Source organism: Chitinophagales bacterium (assembly GCA_017303835.1).
Lineage (GTDB): Bacteria > Bacteroidota > Bacteroidia > Chitinophagales > Chitinophagaceae > JAFLBI01.
Map to the genome: position 1 here is coordinate 1227807 of JAFLBI010000001.1, position 16812 is coordinate 1244618.

A 16812-nucleotide genomic window follows, 5' to 3' on the forward strand; every position below is an offset into this window, starting at 1 on the left:
GCGTCCGTTCCCGGAAGCGGCTTTTTTATGCCCCAACCCTACGGCTGCCGCTGCTTTTCGTTACTTTTGCCACCCTGTTAACTAAGCAGCAACCATGGAACTGAGCAAGAATTTTACCCCATCAGAAACGGATAGCAAGTGGTACGAACATTGGCTGAGCAAAGGCTATTTCAATAGTACACCCGACGAAAGAGAGGCATATACCATCGTGATTCCCCCACCCAATGTAACGGGAGTATTGCACATGGGCCATTGCCTGAATAATACCATACAGGATATTCTCACTCGCCGCGCCCGTATGAGTGGTAAAAATGCCTGCTGGGTGCCGGGTACCGACCATGCATCTATTGCCACCGAAGCTAAGGTGGTACAAATGCTGCGCGAAAAAGGCATTACCAAGTCATCTTTAAGCAGAGAAGAATTTCTGCAATATGCCTGGGAATGGAAGGAAAAATATGGCGGCATCATTCTGCAGCAGTTGCGTAAACTGGGCTGCAGTCTGGATTGGAACCGTACTTCCTTCACCATGGATCCGCATTACTACGAATCTGTGATCAAAGTGTTTGTGGATTTATATGAGAAGGGTTATATCTATCGCGGCAAGCGGATGATCAACTGGGATGTGAAGGCCAAGACCGCGTTGAGCGATGAAGAGGTGATTCGCAAAACCACCAATCAGCAACTCTACCATATTCGTTATGCGATTGCTGATGCGAATGGCAGTGCTACGAATGAATACATCACCATTGCTACAGTTCGTCCGGAAACCATCATGGGTGATACCGCTATCTGTGTGCATCCTAATGACGAACGCTATCTAGCGCTACATGGTAAATATGCGCTGGTGCCGCTGATCAACAGATTGATTCGCATTATACCCGATGAATATGTAGAAAAAGACTTTGGAACAGGTGCGTTGAAAGTAACACCTGCCCATGATATGAATGATTACCAGTTGGGACAAAAACACCAACTGGAAGTTGTGGATGTGTTGAATGATGATGGCACTTTGTCTGAAGCAGCTCAAATCTTTGTGGGTGAAGATCGTTTTGAAGCACGCAAGAAAATTGTTGCTGAATTACAAGCCAAAGGTCATCTAGTAAAAACAGAAGACTATACCAGCGAAGTTGGTTACAGTGAAAGAACAGATACGGTTGTAGAACCTCGCCTCAGCGAGCAGTGGTGGGTTGCCATGAAGAAGATCAGCGAGCCCGCACTGAAAGCAGTAATGGACGAACAGATCAAATTCTTCCCGCCTAAGTTCCGCAATCTCTACAACCACTGGATGGAGAATATCAAGGATTGGTGTATTAGTCGCCAGTTGTGGTGGGGACACCAAATTCCTGCTTGGTACAATCCTTCAGGACAGTTTGCTGTTGCTGCCAATAAAGCTGCAGCATTCAAAAAATTGCAGGTACAATATCCGGGCAATTATACCATTGAAGACATTCGTCAGGATGAAGATTGCCTGGATACTTGGTTCTCTTCCTGGCTATGGCCTTTTGAAGTATTCAAGGGTTTGAGTGATCCCGGTAATAAAGAAGTACAGTACTACTATCCTACAAATACATTGGTAACAGCGCCTGAAATCATTTTCTTCTGGGTAGCCAGAATGATTATGGCAGGTTTTGAATACCAAGGCCAGATTCCTTTCCGTGAAGTGTATTTCACCGGAATAGTTCGTGATAAACTGGGCAGAAAAATGAGTAAGAGTTTGGGGAACTCGCCAGACTTACTTGGCCTGATAGATCAATACGGTGCAGATGCAGTGCGTTTTGGTATCATGATTGCTTCACCTGCCGGTAATGATATCTTGTTTGATGAAGCTTCGCTGGAACAAGGCAGAAACTTCAATAACAAATTGTGGAATGCATTGAAGCTGGTGAAGATGTGGGAAGGCAGACAAGCCGATATTCCTGCAACCGAAAGCACATTTGCCTTGAATTGGTTTGGTAACCGTCTGAATGAAGTAAAACAAGCACTGGATCAAGCCTATACAGATTTCCGTTTGAGTGAGGCATTGAAAATGTTGTACTCCTTGGTATGGGATGATTTCTGTTCCTGGTATCTGGAATGGGTAAAGCCTGGCTTCGAGCAACCTATCAGCAAAGCAGTTTACGAGCAAACCATCACTTACTTCGATGAATTGTTGCAATTACTGCATCCATATATGCCTTTCATCACAGAAGAAATTCATCACCTGTTGAAGGACACGGATCAGGATTTGTGTGTATCGCAGTTTACCAAAGCCGGTGCAGTAGATACTATTATCATTGCAGAGGGCATTTTACTGAAGCAAGTGATTACGGCTATTCGCGAAGCAAGAGCCAAGAATCAGATCAAACCAAAAGATCCGATCAGCTTGCATATTCAGACAAGTGCACAAACACAATACGCAGCGATACAAAGTATTCTGGCTAAGCAAGTAAATGCTGAAACGATTCAGCTGACAGATGCTGCAGTAAACAATAGCATTGTAGTGGCAGTAGAAAAAGACAAGTTCTATATTGTTACTTCAGGACAAGCAGTAGATACAGAATCATTGAAAGCAGAATTGCTGAAAGACCTTGCCTACCAGAAAGGTTTCTTAGAGTCTGTGATGAAAAAGCTGGGTAACGAACGTTTTGTGCAGAATGCCAAGCCTGAAGTGATTGCCAATGAGGAGAAGAAGAAAGCAGATGCTTTGGCGCGTATTCAGACCATTGAAGAGAGCCTGGCCAATCTAGGCTAATCATATGAATCTACTCTTACTGGCGTTGGCACCAGGTATTGCCATCTCTGTGTTTATCTATGCCAGAGATCAATACAACCGTGAACCTTTTGGTCATTTGCTGGCCTCTTTTGGTTTGGGCGTACTGGCCATTATACCGCCATTGGGTATTCAACTGATTCTACATCCTATTACGCACAAATGGTTTTATCCGCTTAATACAACACTCTACTATTTCATTGATGCATTTCTCATTGTTGCCTTATCTGAAGAACTGAGTAAGTATTTTGTACTACAACGTTATGCTTTGCGCAAACGAGCATTTGATGAACCTTTCGATGGTATTGTGTACAGCGTAATCGTGAGTATGGGCTTTGCTACTGCTGAAAATATCGGCTATGTTTTGCAGCATGGTTTTGCCACGGGTATGATTCGTATGTTTATGAGTGTACCGGCTCATGCTTGCTTTGCGGTGATGATGGGTTACTATGTAGGCAAAGCCCGATTTGATAAACATAACAGGGATCTCTATATACGCATGGGCATTGTGCTGGCTGTAGTCTTTCACGGCCTTTTTGATTTTTTTCTGATGCTGGCGGCAGATCAACAGATTAGAAAAAACACTTCCTCCTTACTGCTTGTAGCAGGTGCAATTGTCTCCTATTTGATTGCATTCCGTTATTCCTTAAAAGCTATTCAACTGCATCGTAATATTTCTAAGATCAAACATGAAAACAGTTTCCGTACGCAAAGCTGATACCAACGATATCCCTACCATCCAAGCCATCGCGAATACGACTTGGCCTGTAGCTTATGGTGATATCTTGTCGCAAGAACAAATGAGCTATATGCTGGATATGATGTACAGCACAGAATCACTAGGTAAGCAAATGCAGCAAAATATTCAGTTCTTTATGGCTGAGCTGGATAATCAGTTGATTGGCTTTGCAGCAGTTGGTCGCGAGCCAATGGAAGGCATGTACAAACTGCACAAACTCTATGTATTACCCACTATACAGAAAAGTGGTGCAGGCAAAGCCTTACTGTCAGCTGTGACTGAATATGCCAAGAGTAATTCTGGCGAACAATTGGTTTTACAGGTTAACCGCAATAATGCAGCAGTAGCTTTCTATCAAAAATTAGGCTTTCAGATTCACTATGAGGCCGACTTTGATATTGGCAATGGCTATCAAATGAATGATTACGTAATGGGGAAGGCTATCTAACAAACTCACATGGAAATACCCATTATATATCAAGATGATCAGCTATTAGTGGTTAACAAACCAGCCGGATTAGTCGTACAAAATGATGGCAAACAAACTTCCGTACTGCAATTACTGAAGCATCCTTTTGAACCAGTGCATCGTTTGGATCAACGTGTGAGTGGTTTGCTTCTATTGGCAAAAACAGCAGAAGTACAAACTGCATTGAGTAAGGCTTTTCAAAACCGTGAAATACAAAAGCAGTATAAAGCTATTGTTGGTCAGCAACCAGCAGCGAAAGAAGCCATGCTGGAACATTGGCTGCGCAAAAAAGGCGAACAACAAAAAGCACAGGTATTCAAACAAGCTGTTGCACATGCCAAACAAGCTAAACTGCACTATCAGCTAATCCAATCTACCAATCGCTATCACTTATTGGATATTGAATTACATACCGGATTGTTTCACCAGATTCGAGCGCAATTAGCAGCTATCGGCTGTCCGATTGTAGGTGATTTGAAATATGGATTTCCCAGAAGCAGTCCCGACGACAGTATTTTTCTACAGGCCTACAAACTCGACTTCATACATCCACTTACAAAGGAACAAATGGCATTCGAGATACCCATTCCTGAAGTATGGAAGAAGTATGGGTTTAGCGATGAGTCAATGATAGAATGAGTGGATGATAGAATGAGTGGATGATAGAATGATAGAGTGATAGTATGATGATTAATCAGCGAGGTATTCTACACGTAAGGTAATAGATGCAGTCTTCTCCTTTGATGTAGTATTGAAAGATCCACCATAACTATATTCTTCATTATTGTTCTTACCGGTAATCTGAAACACACCCATACTCGCCTTTTTCAGGTTGCCCAAACCAATACCGGAGTTTTTGGCAATGGTTTCTGCACGCTGACGCGCATCTTGTGATGCTTTGGCCAGAAGATCAATCTTGAGTTCATTTAAACGCGTATAATAATAATCAGGCTTACGTGAGTTAAACTCTATGCCTCTTTGCAAAAGTTCTGTTACCTGTCGAGACACATTTTCTACCAACACAATATCTTTTGCATTAACTGTGACCTCACCACTTAGTGTATAGCCGGTAAAAAAAGTACCTGTTGCCCTGCCCTGTGCATCGTATCGTGTATCGAAACTTTTCTGTACATCCACAGAAGAGAATACAATATTGCTATCTGGTATGCCTTTGCTTTTGAGGTAATTCCTGATTTCTGCTTCATCAGATTTTAAGGATGCATAAGCCTGCTTCAAATCCATGCCATAACGATTGAAACTACCCTTCCACACAATCTGGTCGCTGGTAAAATCTTTCTCCGCCAAACCTGTTACCACAATGGTTTCTGTGCTGCGGAACTTGTATTTGTAAGCAAAAGCAAAAATGGTGCTGCTGATAATGATGGCCGCAGCGATCACGAGTTGGTTGCCGGAAAGTTTCATACAGGGTCGTTTACTTCATGAATGTAGGAAAAAACAATACACCACAAAATAGCCTTCAGGGCTTTAACGAAGATTTTAATAAGCGGTGCAACTAGTGCACCAAAACGTGGGTTTGCTTAATAACCCCCATCACAAATACCGATTGCACATGCCCGATATTCTCGCTCTGGCTGAGTTTATTTACGTGAAAATCATAATAAGCATCCATATTCTCAGCTACCACTTTCAGCATGAAATCAAATTCACCAGAAACATTGTAACATTCTATCACTTCATTCAACTCATGAATATGCTTGATAAACTTCGCTCCCGCTGTTCTGCTGTGTTGCTTGAGCGACACATATACAATCACCATCAAGCCCTTGCGCACTTTGTTGTGGTCAACCAAAGTGGCATACTGCGTAATCACCCCACTGGCTTCCATTCTTTTGATGCGCTCATGTACCGGCGTGGTACTCAGATGCACCTGATCTGCTATTTCCTTTACCGTCATGCGGGCATTCTGCTGCAATAAACGGAGGATAGCAAGGTCCTTCTCATCAAGTGGCGGCGTGCTGTTAGTGGAATCTACTTTTAAAGCGGTTTTTGCCATAGAAAACTGCGTATTTATTCTGATAAAATTAGCTTTTTATTGATTTTATCCTAATTAAATTCCAGATTACTATTCATTTATCCTGTAAATCTATCTTTGCCGGCATAAAACAAACAATATGTCTACCATCACAACTTCTATTGATTTCAGTCTGCCTTACAAAGTGGCCGACATGAGTCTGGCCGAATGGGGCCGCAAGGAAATTCGTCTGGCTGAAGCAGAAATGCCCGGTCTGATGGCTATCCGTAAAGAATATGGCGCTGCTCAGCCACTGAAAGGTGCGCGCATTGCAGGCTGTCTGCACATGACCATCCAAACTGCTGTACTGATCGAAACACTGGTTGCACTGGGTGCTGAAGTGAAGTGGAGCTCTTGTAATATCTTCTCTACGCAAGATCACGCTGCTGCTGCCATTGCTGCTGCAGGTATCGGAGTATTTGCCTGGAAAGGTCAAACAATCGAAGAAGCTGATTGGTGTATTGAGCAGACATTGTTCTTCGGCGGCGCTGATCGTCCTTTGAACATGATTCTGGATGATGGTGGTGACTTAACAAATATGGTATTGGATAAATATCCTGAGCTGGTTCAACACGTGAAGGGTATTTCTGAAGAAACAACTACTGGTGTACACCGTTTGTACGAGCGCGTAGCAAAAGGTACTTTACCTATGCCTGCGATCAACGTAAACGACTCTGTAACCAAGTCTAAGTTCGATAACAAATACGGCTGTAAAGAATCACTGGTAGATGCGATCCGTCGTGCTACTGACGTGATGTTGGCCGGTAAAGTTGCTGTAGTAGGTGGTTATGGTGATGTAGGTAAAGGTTCTGCTGCATCATTGGCTGGTGCCGGTTGCCGCGTAATCGTAACTGAAATCGATCCTATCTGTGCCCTTCAGGCTGCAATGGACGGTTTTGAAGTGAAGAAAATGATTGATGCAGTAAAAGAAGCTGATATCATCGTTACTGCTTCTGGTTGTCGCGACCTGATCACTGAAAAGCATTTCCGTGCTATGAAGGATAAGGCGATCGTATGTAATATCGGTCACTTCGATATCGAAATCGATATCGCATGGTTGAACAACAACTATGGTCATACAAAAGATACCATTAAGCCACAGGTTGATATCTACAATGTAGATGGTAACGATATCATCATCCTGGCTGAAGGTCGTCTGGTTAACCTCGGTTGCGCTACTGGTCACCCAAGCTTTGTGATGAGTAACTCTTTCACTAACCAGACATTGGCGCAGATTGAGTTGTGGACTAACCACACTAAGTACGACAACAAAGTATATGTACTGCCTAAGCACCTGGATGAGAAAGTTGCCCGTTTACACCTGAGCAAAATTGGTGTTGAACTGGATGAGCTGACTGATGAGCAGGCTGGCTACCTCGGTATCACTAAAGAAGGTCCATTCAAGCCAGAGCATTACAGATATTAATCGATATAACTGTATACAAAAAGCCTCTCCAATTGGAGAGGCTTTTTACTTTCAAAAACATCACCTACTTATACTTCCACTATTTCTGCTGTTTTCTTATACGCAGCAGCTAGTTTCTGTTGTTGTTCAAATGAAACCGGTGCGTAGTGGTCAAACTGCATGCGGAACCTGGCCCTACCCTGCGTAAAAGAACGCAAAGACGAAGCATAGTTGCCTAACTGGGCCAAGGGCACTTGGGCTTTCACTACAGTGAAATGACCTTCCGTATCCATTCCTTCCACAATAGCACCACGTGTTTGCAAATCGCCCATTACATTACCAGTCTGATCTTCCGGGCAAAGTACTTCTACATGATAAATAGGTTCCAGTAACTGTGGATCAGCAGCCTGAAATGCTTCGCGGAAAGCCATGGTACCGGCAGTTTTGAATGCCATATCATTACTGTCAACAGCATGCATCTTGCCATCAAATACGGATACGCGTATATCACGTACATAAGCACCCGTAAGCGGACCTTCATTCATTTTCTCCATAATGCCTTTCAGAATTGAAGGCAGGAAACGTTGGTCAATCGCACCACCAACAATACAATTATAATACACCAGTTTACCACCCCAGGTGAGCTCATAGGTTTCACGGCCGCGCACATTCAAACCCTCCGGTTCAGGCATGCCTTCATACCATGGTTCAATACGCAGACTCACTTCGCCAAACTGTCCGGCACCGCCAGATTGTTTTTTATGGCGATAGGTCGCTTCCGCTTTTCTGCGGATGGTTTCTCTGTAAGGAATTTTTGTCTTGCTGAAATTCACCCCCAAATTATACTGATGCTCCAGTTTCCACTTGATGACATTCAGGTGCATATCACCTTGACAATGCAGAATGGTTTGTTTCAACTCAGCAGACACTTCTACCAAAATAGTGGGATCTTCTTCACGGAATTGGTGCAAAGCGGTTGCCAGTTTTTCTTCTTCCCCTTTCTTCGCACATTCAATGGCCATACTCAATCTTGGCTCTGGGAATACGATAGGCAATAAATCAAGATTCTTTCCTTTTTCGTGAAGGGTATTATTGGTATGTGTATTGCGCAGTTTCAAAGTTGCACCAATATCACCAGCAACCAACTCATCAACGGGAATGCGCTTATTACCTTCTACTACAAACAACTGCGTTAGCTTCTCTGCTACACCTGTGTTTTCATTCACCAATTCCATACCCGCTTTTACAGTGCCTGAGTATACTTTGAAGAAACTCAATTCTCCTACGTGTGGTTCTGAAACGGTTTTGTAGACGAAGAGACAAACTGGACCGGCAGGATCACAAGCCAAGCTTGCGCCTTCGGCTGTTTTTTGTGGGGGCATTTCAGATGCAGGCGGACAAACATTATCGATATAACCCATCAAACGACCCACACCCATGTTTTTTTCTGCAGAGATGCAGAACACAGGGAATAAATCATGATTGGTCATGGACTTATGCAAGCCAGTCTTCATATCATCCTCACTCAATTCACCCTGATCAAAATATTTTTCCATCAAACCTTCATCATTGCTGGCGATGGCTTCAATCAATTCTTTGTGCAAGTTGGCTGCACGTTCTGCTTCAGCTGCAGGAATCGCTTGCTTCTCTGGCTTACCACCAGTAGGCGGATAAACATACATCACCATATTGAGTACATCAATAATGGCATCGAATGCCTCACCTGTTTGCACAGGATATTGTACCACGGTTACATTAGCACCAAAATGTGCTTTTGCTTCGCGAATGGTTTTATCAAAATCAGCAGTAGGATGATCCAGTTGGTTGACAGCAAAAATCATCGGGGTTTTGAATTGCTCTGTGTACTCCCAGATGATATCTGTACCCACTTCCACACCTACTGATGCATTCAACACCATCACACCTGTATCTGCTACGCGCAAAGCTGTTAAAACTTCTCCGGCAAAATCATCAAAGCCAGGTGTATCCAGAATATTGATTTTATACCCACGCCATTTGGTATGCATGAGTTTAGAGAAAATGGTATTACCACGTTCTTGTTCTAATGGCGTATAATCGCCAACGGTGTTTTTATCTGCTACATTACCGCGTCTGGTTATCAGGCCGGCTTCGAATAACATGCTTTCTGCAAGGGTCGTTTTACCGCTGCCGGAGTGACCGAGCAGCGCGATATTTTTCACGTGCAGTGAATCAAACTCTGCCATATGGAAAGATTTTAAGGGTGAATGATGTTAAGACAGGCATATTGCCTATGATTATACTGTTAAGTTACCAGCCTTATCCCCGCAGGAAAATGAGGAATATCATATTTACACGAGATTTCTGTCAGTTTCCATTCATCCAAAAATCACCTTGCATTAAACCATCATTGGTGTAACTTGTTTCTCCTAAAAAGATCACCATGCAAAAGTTCATGACCGTATTACTGACAGGTGTATTGGCTTTCAGCAGCCTCACCATGTGTGCCCAAACCGATAAATCCAAGCGTCCTAGTCCGCCAGCTCAGGCAACAGCCACTTTAGCCAGCGGCGCAACCATCACAATTGATTATAGTCAGCCAGCCGTGAAAGGCCGTACTGTAGGCAAAGACCTGGAACCCAAGCAAGGCGAAGTATGGCGTACAGGAGCGAATGAAGCTACCTGGATTGAATTCAGCAAGGATGTAACTGTAGAAGGCAAAGCGGTAAAAGCTGGTAAATATGGTTTATTCAGTATCTGGAATGGTAATAACTGGACAGTTATCCTGAATAAAAAATGGAATCAGTGGGGTGCTTATGAGTACAAGCCTGCAGAGGATGTATTACGCGTAGATGTACCCGTGAAGAAAGGCACATTTAGCGAAAGACTCACTTTCAAGGCCAATAATAACGGCACCATCACCCTCAACTGGGCTGATTTGCAATTTGACCTGAACGTAAAATAATCTTACTCCTTAAATAGTCGGTAAAAAGGGCCTTCGGGCCCTTTTTTATTAGAACAAAAAGCCTCATTTATTGTAATTATGCAATCCGATTATGGTACAGGCATATAACTTTTTAGCCAGCTGGCAATTATTTCCCGAGAAATGCAATTTTGAGAAAGGCATTGCACCCAAGAGTGGTAATTACCGCATTGAGAGTGTAGAGAACGGACATGCACTAAGCGTGAGCATGAACTGGGTGAGCATCGAAAATGAAGCTTTCTATACACAATACACAGTGAAGCCCGATGGTGCTTTGCATCCTTTCGAGAATCAGGATATGGCTGATACCATTCAATCAGAAATTTTGAATGCCTCAACCCTGTTGATGCGTTTCATCAAAGAAGAAAAAGCCATTCTGGAAGTAAGACATGAAATCATGCCTAATGGTTATCTGAAAGTGAGTCATCAAGGTGTAAAAGAAGATGGCAGTAATTTTCTGAATACTGAAATCTACCATAAGCAGCTGAGTGTGCTACCCTATGCCTCCTCAGTAGGCAGTGTGGCCATACGCCCAACCAAAGAGGGCATGATCAAGCACAAAGCCCTAACAGCAATGGAAGAGCAAACCAATATGCAGCTCGACCAGATTCGTCAGCAAATTGAGTTACTCGCCAAGCAAGCACAAGAAATCCGTAAGCGTAAGGAATTGAGCCTCATGATTTATGAAGCCACACTACGCTTCAAGCCACAAATCGGTCATACCTATCATTTGTACGAAAAGCATGATGGCACACACATGCTTTCGTTGGTGGCACCAAATGAATGGGGCGGCGCTGGTCCTTTCAAACAGTTTATTGCAACGGTGCAATTGCTAGCCGATCATACCTGGAAAGAAATCCTGAACTAACCTTAAAATTTTGACCGGTTCTAGGAGATTTTTGGGGAATTGCCGAACTTAAAGCAAACCTTCACCCCAAAACTCAATACTATGCTGGAAGAATTACTCGGTAACCTCAATTGGTTACACCTGCTGGTTGCAGCCATTGCCTATTTTGCCATAGGCGCTATTTGGTACAGTCCGGTCTTGTTTTCTAATGCATGGGCAAAAGCCGTTGGTCTCAAAATGGATGATCCGGAGCTGAAAAAAACCTTTCCCATTGCCATGATTGGCAGTTTCTTGATGATGTTTATTACTGTTGTTGCACTCGGTATTATTCAACAGAAAATACCGGCTGTTGGTGTTAGTGGTGCATTAAAAGTAGGGCTCTTCTTCGGGCTTTGCTTTAGCTCTATGGCAGTAGGCATTTCTTACATCTATCAGCGCAAACCATTGGTACTCTATTTAATCGATTGCGGATATCACGTGATAGGCTGCATTGTCTCGAGTATCATCATCGTATTATGGCCTTAGTAAAAACCCCCGCAATACTGCGGGGGTTTTGTTTATTTGTAGAAAGATTGTTTATGGTAGTAGATCATCTTGCACAGGTCGATATGTACAAAGCTTTACATCCCGGCATAGCGAAAGCATTGGATTATTTACGGAATACAGATTTTACAAAAATGGCATTGGGTAGATATGAGATTGATGGAGATAAGCTTATTGCCATTGTGAATGAATATGCAACTGTTGATGCTGCTACAGAACAAATGGAAGCACATAGAAAATACATTGATGTGCAATACATCGTATCAGGTACTGAGCAAATGGGGATTGCCGCATTTCGCACACAAACCATCAGCAAAGAATACGATGCAGAAAAGGATTATTTACTCGTAGCTGATGCACCTGATTATTTCATTCGCGTTAATCCAGGCATGTTCACCATTTTCTTTCCTACTGATTTGCACATGCCTAACTTAATCGACAAAGAATCGACTACTGTAAGGAAGGTTGTGATGAAGGTTGCAGTTTGATTATTTCAGTACCCCATGTAAGCTGCCACCTTTCGCAAATATTGTATCAATACGCTTTTCTACAGCAGGATCTTTTTCTACCGGAGGCGCATGATGTGGTTTGATACGCGCATCAATCACCAATGGACCATCACAACCCCAATGCTTGTGTGCTGTAAACGGATTAATGCCATAGATATCATGCGATGGATTGCATCTGGTATAAGTAACCCACAAATAGTTATTCAGCTTAGCCGCTACAAAATCAGGATCATCAACCAAGACAATCATTGCCACACCTTTGAGTGCTTCAGCCTGATGTGCTAATTGCTGATCCAACATAGCCGCTTCTGCTGCAGCCTTTGCTTGTAAAGTGAAGGGCGGTGTACCCAATGCAACAACACCCGGCATAGCCAGTGTTGCTTTACCAAATCCTTTCAGTTCCTGCAGCACGCCCGGCACTTCTGTACACAATTGTCTTTGTGGTTCACCATAAGCAGCAAAGACCACTTTACTACCACTATTCAAACCTGTACCGGAATAATCCAAGGTATCAATCGTGGTATTGGTATAAAAGTGTACATCACGCTGCCAGTTGATACGCTCCAATACAAACTGCATGTACGCTCGGATATCATGCGTATGCAACTGCTGCGTATCATCTGCCGTGATGAATAAGAATTTCGCCAGACTTAACTGTCCTGTTCCCAAAATATGGTTAGCAATCGTGAGCAGTTCTGCCGGCTGCTTGGTAGGCATATACGGTGTGTAGCGTTCACTACCTATTGCTAATAACAAAGGATGCACACCGGCGGCATCTACTGCATGTACTTCTTTTACACCCGGTATTTCTTGTGGAATAGCATCGCCTGTTAATTCATGAATCAAGGCACCAAAGCTGGTATCCTCTTGTGGCGGTCTGCCCACTACTGTAAATGGCCAAATGGCATTCTTACGTGCATACACTTTATGTACACGCATCAATGGGAAGGGATGCGTTAAACTATAATAACCGAGGTGATCACCAAACGGACCTTCAGGTTTATTCTCACCGGGGTACACTTCTCCCGTAATCACAAAATCTGCATCCGTGCTGATACAAAAACCGTTGTCGTAGGTATATCGGAATCTTCTACCACCCAATACACCCGCGAAAGTCATTTCGCTAATGCCCTCAGGCAAGGGCATTACTGCAGATAGTGTGTGCGATGGCGGTCCGCCCACAAAACAACTCACTTTCAAAGGGAGTCCGCGTTTATTGGCCTTGGTCTGGTGGATACCAATACCTCTATGCAATTGATAATGCAAACCAATCTCTTTGTCCGTTACATATTCATTACCCGTTAACTGGATACGATACATACCCAGATTGGCTTTCATGATACCGGGTGCATCAATATCTTCCGTATAGACTTGTGGTAAAGTCACAAAAGCACCACCATCCATAGGCCAGTGTTGAATCAAAGGCAAATCGCTGATGCGGATGGCTTCATGCATCACCGGCTTGCTCATCGGATTCTTCAAGGGCAAAGCTTTTGTAGCCGCCAAACCCACGCGCAGATTGTTGAAAGGATGTTTGAGGGCTTGCATGGGATCGCCTTTCAGGCGAATGAGTTGCTGCACCAAATCAAAGGTCTTGCGGAACATGAACCTGCTGCGATCCAGTGTACCAAACAGATTGGATGCTGCTCGGAATCTGCTACCCTTGACGTTTTCAAACAACAATGCCGGGCCACCAGCTTCATACACCCGCAGGTGAATAGCAGCCATTTCCAAATGGGGATCTACTTGCTCTTTGATGCGAACGAGGTGACCGTTTTTCTCCAGATCAATAACACATTCTTCCAGTGAGGCGTAATGCATGTAACTATAACAGGATTGGTGGCTGATTGTTGCTGCACAACAATCGGTACTTTTGACGCATGACAAAGCTAAGTGTTAACATCAATAAAATTGCGACACTCCGTAACAGCCGTGGCGGTCATAATCCTGATGTAGTGAAATCTGCCATTGATGCCCAGCAATTTGGCGCAGATGGTATTACCGTACACCCCCGCCCTGATGAGCGCCATATCCGCTATGCAGATGTTCGCGGCATCAAACCAATTATTACTACTGAATTCAATATTGAGGGCAATTGCCGTGAACAAAAGTTTATTGATCTGGTGCTGGAAACCAAACCCCATCAGGTAACGCTGGTACCCGACGCACTCAACCAACTCACCAGCGATCATGGCTGGGATACCATTACCCACCGCGACTATCTCCGTGAAACCATTGCAATTTTTAAGCAAGCTGGTATTCGCGTCAGCATTTTTGTGGACCCGGTAGTTGAGATGGTGAAAGGTGCTGCAGAAACAGGCACAGATCGCATTGAACTCTATACAGAAAGCTATGCCAAGCAATTTGCCGCAGGCGAAAAAGAAAAAGCCATCGCACCTTATGTGGCTGCCGCAGAGGCTGCGCGTGAATTGGGCCTAGGCTTAAATGCCGGTCATGATCTGGATTTGCAGAACCTCCGCTTTTTCCGTCAACACATTCCTTGGCTGGATGAAGTGAGCATCGGTCATGCACTCATTTGTGATGCACTCTATCTTGGCTTTGAAAACACCATTCAACTGTATAAAAGACAATTGCAGTGATGAAAAAAATCCTGGTACTGCTTTGCTTACCACTATTCAGTTTGGCGCAAGCACCAAAAGCAGTTGGGCCTGTTCCCAATGCTACACAATTGGCATGGCATGAAAAAGAGTTCTATCTCTTTATGCATTTTGGTCCGAATACTTTTACCGGTAAAGAATGGGGCGAAGGCAAGGAAAATCCGGATGAATTCAATCCAGCCAATCTGGATTGTCTGCAATGGGCGCGAGTAGCGAAACAAGCTGGCGCCAAAGGGATCATCATCACTGCCAAGCACCACGATGGATTTTGTTTATGGCCCAGCAAATACAGCAAGCATACGGTTCGCGAAAGCAAATGGAAAAACGGCAAGGGCGATGTGCTGCGCGAATTGGCAGATGCTTGTAGGGAAATTGGGATTGAGATGGGTGTATATATTTCTCCTTGGGATAGAAATCATCCATCATACGGCACGCCAGCCTACAACGATGTGTTCATCAATATGATGAAAGAACTCTTCCAGAATTATGGACCATTCTTTGAATTGTGGTGGGATGGTGCCAATGGCGAGGGACCAAACGGCAAGAAGCAGATCTATGATTTCAATCGCTTTGAAAAAGTGGCGTTTCAATTACAACCGAATCTCATCATCTTCAGTGATATTGGCCCATCCATTCGCTGGTGTGGCAATGAAAACGGTATTATCGGTAATACCAACTGGAACTTACTGGATACTGCCGGCTTCAAACGTGGTGAAGGTGCGCCACCAACAGATACATTGAATAGTGGCAACAGAAACGGACAGCATTGGATGCCTGCAGAAGCAGATGTTTCTATTCGTCCGGGTTGGTTTTACCGACCAGAAGAAGACAGCAAAGTGAAAACAGCTCCACAGTTATTCGATTTATATACCAAGTCTGTTGGCAATGGGGGCAATCTGTTGTTGAATGTACCGCCCGACAGAAACGGGCTCATCCACCCTATTGATTCAGCTGCACTCATGCAGTTCAAACTCATGCGCGACAAAGCATTTGCCAATAACCTATTGAGTAAAGCAAGCATAAAAGACCATTTGAACAAACCTGTGATGAGTTTGCTGGATGGTAATGCGCAAACTTATTGGACAGGTAATGGCAAGAATCCTTCGCTCGTGATTCAGTTTGCTGAGACGACAGATATCAATTGCCTAGTACTGGAAGAGTTCCTCAACTTTGGTCAGCGCATTGGCGGTTTTGTGGTTGAAAATTGGAATGGCAAGCAATACGAAACACTGGCAACTGCAACCACCATGGGCAGAAAAAAGATCCTGCGCTTTTCATTAATAGAGGCCAAACAAATCCGCATCCGCTTTACTGATTTGAAAGCGGCACCGTTGGTGCGTAACATCAGCGGATACCGGGTTCCTTTTTAGCCGTTGAAAAACTTTATCTTGCAGCATAACCCATCTCATATGGCAACAGCATTGGTTGGTATCATCATGGGCAGCGATAGTGATCTGCCGGTTATGCAAGCAGCTGCAGATATCCTGCAACAATTCTCTATTCCATTTGAATTGACCGTAGTATCTGCACACAGAACACCACAACGCATGGCCGATTATGCAGGCAGTGCTGCTTCGCGCGGATTAAAAGTAATCATTGCCGGAGCCGGCGGTGCGGCTCATTTACCAGGAATGGTAGCTAGTATGACGACATTGCCTGTGATTGGTGTACCGGTGAAATCATCCAATTCTATTGACGGTTGGGATTCTGTACTTTCCATTTTACAAATGCCCAATGGCGTACCTGTAGCAACCGTAGCCCTGAATGCCGCAAAAAATGCAGGTTTATTAGCTGCGCAGATCATTGGGACATCTGATTCGAAAATAGCTCAGGCAATGGCGGCCTATAAACAACAAATGCAGGATGAAGTCATTGCCAAAGCCGATAAGCTCAAAGGCCAATGGCCAAATGGTTACGATGACTAATAAACAAGATTGTT

Annotated in this window: 16 protein-coding genes; 12 read left to right on the forward strand and 4 right to left on the reverse strand. The window is 43.9% G+C overall.

All coding sequences use genetic code 11. The features are described from left to right. Positions 1-94 precede the first annotated feature (94 nt). From J0L83_05625 to J0L83_05640, 4 genes are read left to right on the forward strand one after another with little or no spacing between them, the layout of a single operon-like run. Complete coding sequence (locus J0L83_05625; protein ID MBN8664027.1) at positions 95-2731, forward strand: valine--tRNA ligase; 2637 nt, start codon at positions 95-97, stop codon at positions 2729-2731. Between the two features lie 4 nt (positions 2732-2735). Continuing rightward, positions 2736-3467 (forward strand): PrsW family intramembrane metalloprotease, encoded by a 732-nt coding sequence (locus tag J0L83_05630; GenBank protein ID MBN8664028.1) that lies wholly within the window; start codon positions 2736-2738, stop codon positions 3465-3467. Continuing rightward, positions 3439-3936, forward strand: coding sequence for a GNAT family N-acetyltransferase (locus J0L83_05635; GenBank protein ID MBN8664029.1), 498 nt, complete (start codon positions 3439-3441; stop codon positions 3934-3936). The genes J0L83_05630 and J0L83_05635 overlap by 29 nt, the downstream gene beginning before the upstream one ends. Before the next feature lie 9 nt (positions 3937-3945). Continuing rightward, entirely contained in the window at positions 3946-4596 is a 651-nt protein-coding gene (locus J0L83_05640) for an RluA family pseudouridine synthase (protein ID MBN8664030.1), read from the forward strand. A 51-nt stretch (positions 4597-4647) separates the two neighbouring features. On the opposite strand, the gene J0L83_05645 is transcribed toward J0L83_05640, so the two are convergent. Both J0L83_05645 and J0L83_05650 read right to left on the reverse strand, forming a co-directional pair. After that, entirely contained in the window at positions 4648-5379 is a 732-nt protein-coding gene (locus J0L83_05645) for an SIMPL domain-containing protein (protein MBN8664031.1), read from the reverse strand. A gap of 91 nt (positions 5380-5470) precedes the next feature. Then, complete coding sequence (locus J0L83_05650; GenBank protein MBN8664032.1) at positions 5471-5971, reverse strand: Lrp/AsnC family transcriptional regulator; 501 nt, start codon at positions 5969-5971, stop codon at positions 5471-5473. Positions 5972-6089: 118 nt separating this feature from the next. Between J0L83_05650 and J0L83_05655 the strand changes: the two genes are divergently transcribed. After that, a complete protein-coding gene (locus J0L83_05655; protein ID MBN8664033.1) occupies positions 6090-7415 on the forward strand; it encodes an adenosylhomocysteinase in 1326 nt (441 codons plus the stop codon). Between the two features lie 68 nt (positions 7416-7483). Here J0L83_05655 and J0L83_05660 read toward each other — a convergent pair whose 3' ends face one another. After that, positions 7484-9619: an elongation factor G gene (locus J0L83_05660; protein MBN8664034.1), complete on the reverse strand. Its 2136-nt coding sequence runs from the start codon at positions 9617-9619 to the stop codon at positions 7484-7486. A 197-nt stretch (positions 9620-9816) separates the two neighbouring features. Here J0L83_05660 and J0L83_05665 point away from each other — a divergent pair, with 197 nt between their 5' ends. The 4 genes from J0L83_05665 (at position 9817) to J0L83_05680 (ending at position 12234) form a co-directional block, all read left to right on the forward strand. Next, a complete protein-coding gene (locus tag J0L83_05665) occupies positions 9817-10338 on the forward strand; it encodes a DUF2911 domain-containing protein (protein ID MBN8664035.1) in 522 nt (173 codons plus the stop codon). Positions 10339-10429: 91 nt separating this feature from the next. Further along, complete coding sequence (locus J0L83_05670; GenBank protein ID MBN8664036.1) at positions 10430-11224, forward strand: DUF2452 domain-containing protein; 795 nt, start codon at positions 10430-10432, stop codon at positions 11222-11224. A gap of 81 nt (positions 11225-11305) precedes the next feature. Further along, complete coding sequence (locus tag J0L83_05675; protein MBN8664037.1) at positions 11306-11728, forward strand: DUF1761 domain-containing protein; 423 nt, start codon at positions 11306-11308, stop codon at positions 11726-11728. A gap of 53 nt (positions 11729-11781) precedes the next feature. Continuing rightward, positions 11782-12234, forward strand: a complete 453-nt coding sequence (locus J0L83_05680; protein MBN8664038.1) for a YhcH/YjgK/YiaL family protein — start codon at positions 11782-11784, stop codon at positions 12232-12234. On the opposite strand, the gene J0L83_05685 is transcribed toward J0L83_05680, so the two are convergent. Next, positions 12235-14076, reverse strand: a complete 1842-nt coding sequence (locus J0L83_05685; GenBank protein MBN8664039.1) for a UbiD family decarboxylase — start codon at positions 14074-14076, stop codon at positions 12235-12237. A 59-nt stretch (positions 14077-14135) separates the two neighbouring features. On the opposite strand from J0L83_05685, the gene J0L83_05690 reads away from it, so the two are divergent. The 3 genes from J0L83_05690 to purE are packed head-to-tail and all read left to right on the forward strand — an operon-like array spanning position 14136 to position 16798. Next, positions 14136-14855: a pyridoxine 5'-phosphate synthase gene (locus J0L83_05690; protein MBN8664040.1), complete on the forward strand. Its 720-nt coding sequence runs from the start codon at positions 14136-14138 to the stop codon at positions 14853-14855. Continuing rightward, on the forward strand, positions 14855-16243 hold the full coding sequence (locus tag J0L83_05695) for an alpha-L-fucosidase (GenBank protein MBN8664041.1): 1389 nt from the start codon (positions 14855-14857) through the stop codon (positions 16241-16243). Before J0L83_05690 ends, J0L83_05695 begins: the two co-directional genes overlap by 1 nt. Positions 16244-16282: 39 nt before the next feature. Continuing rightward, positions 16283-16798, forward strand: coding sequence for a 5-(carboxyamino)imidazole ribonucleotide mutase (gene purE / locus J0L83_05700; GenBank protein MBN8664042.1), 516 nt, complete (start codon positions 16283-16285; stop codon positions 16796-16798). Positions 16799-16812: the final 14 nt, after the last annotated feature.

What these genes read in the sequence shown, in the direction of transcription:
- J0L83_05625 (MBN8664027.1), top strand. Translation starts at nt 95, where the DNA reads ATGGAACTGAGCAAGAATTTTACCCCATCAGAAACGGATAGCAAGTGG.
- J0L83_05630 (MBN8664028.1), top strand. Translation starts at nt 2,736, where the DNA reads ATGAATCTACTCTTACTGGCGTTGGCACCAGGTATTGCCATCTCTGTG.
- J0L83_05635 (MBN8664029.1), top strand. Translation starts at nt 3,439, where the DNA reads ATGAAAACAGTTTCCGTACGCAAAGCTGATACCAACGATATCCCTACC.
- J0L83_05640 (MBN8664030.1), top strand. Translation starts at nt 3,946, where the DNA reads ATGGAAATACCCATTATATATCAAGATGATCAGCTATTAGTGGTTAAC.
- J0L83_05645 (MBN8664031.1), bottom strand. Translation starts at nt 5,379, where the DNA reads ATGAAACTTTCCGGCAACCAACTCGTGATCGCTGCGGCCATCATTATC.
- J0L83_05650 (MBN8664032.1), bottom strand. Translation starts at nt 5,971, where the DNA reads ATGGCAAAAACCGCTTTAAAAGTAGATTCCACTAACAGCACGCCGCCA.
- J0L83_05655 (MBN8664033.1), top strand. Translation starts at nt 6,090, where the DNA reads ATGTCTACCATCACAACTTCTATTGATTTCAGTCTGCCTTACAAAGTG.
- J0L83_05660 (MBN8664034.1), bottom strand. Translation starts at nt 9,619, where the DNA reads ATGGCAGAGTTTGATTCACTGCACGTGAAAAATATCGCGCTGCTCGGT.
- J0L83_05665 (MBN8664035.1), top strand. Translation starts at nt 9,817, where the DNA reads ATGCAAAAGTTCATGACCGTATTACTGACAGGTGTATTGGCTTTCAGC.
- J0L83_05670 (MBN8664036.1), top strand. Translation starts at nt 10,430, where the DNA reads ATGGTACAGGCATATAACTTTTTAGCCAGCTGGCAATTATTTCCCGAG.
- J0L83_05675 (MBN8664037.1), top strand. Translation starts at nt 11,306, where the DNA reads ATGCTGGAAGAATTACTCGGTAACCTCAATTGGTTACACCTGCTGGTT.
- J0L83_05680 (MBN8664038.1), top strand. Translation starts at nt 11,782, where the DNA reads ATGGTAGTAGATCATCTTGCACAGGTCGATATGTACAAAGCTTTACAT.
- J0L83_05685 (MBN8664039.1), bottom strand. Translation starts at nt 14,076, where the DNA reads ATGCATTACGCCTCACTGGAAGAATGTGTTATTGATCTGGAGAAAAAC.
- J0L83_05690 (MBN8664040.1), top strand. Translation starts at nt 14,136, where the DNA reads ATGACAAAGCTAAGTGTTAACATCAATAAAATTGCGACACTCCGTAAC.
- J0L83_05695 (MBN8664041.1), top strand. Translation starts at nt 14,855, where the DNA reads ATGAAAAAAATCCTGGTACTGCTTTGCTTACCACTATTCAGTTTGGCG.
- purE (MBN8664042.1), top strand. Translation starts at nt 16,283, where the DNA reads ATGGCAACAGCATTGGTTGGTATCATCATGGGCAGCGATAGTGATCTG.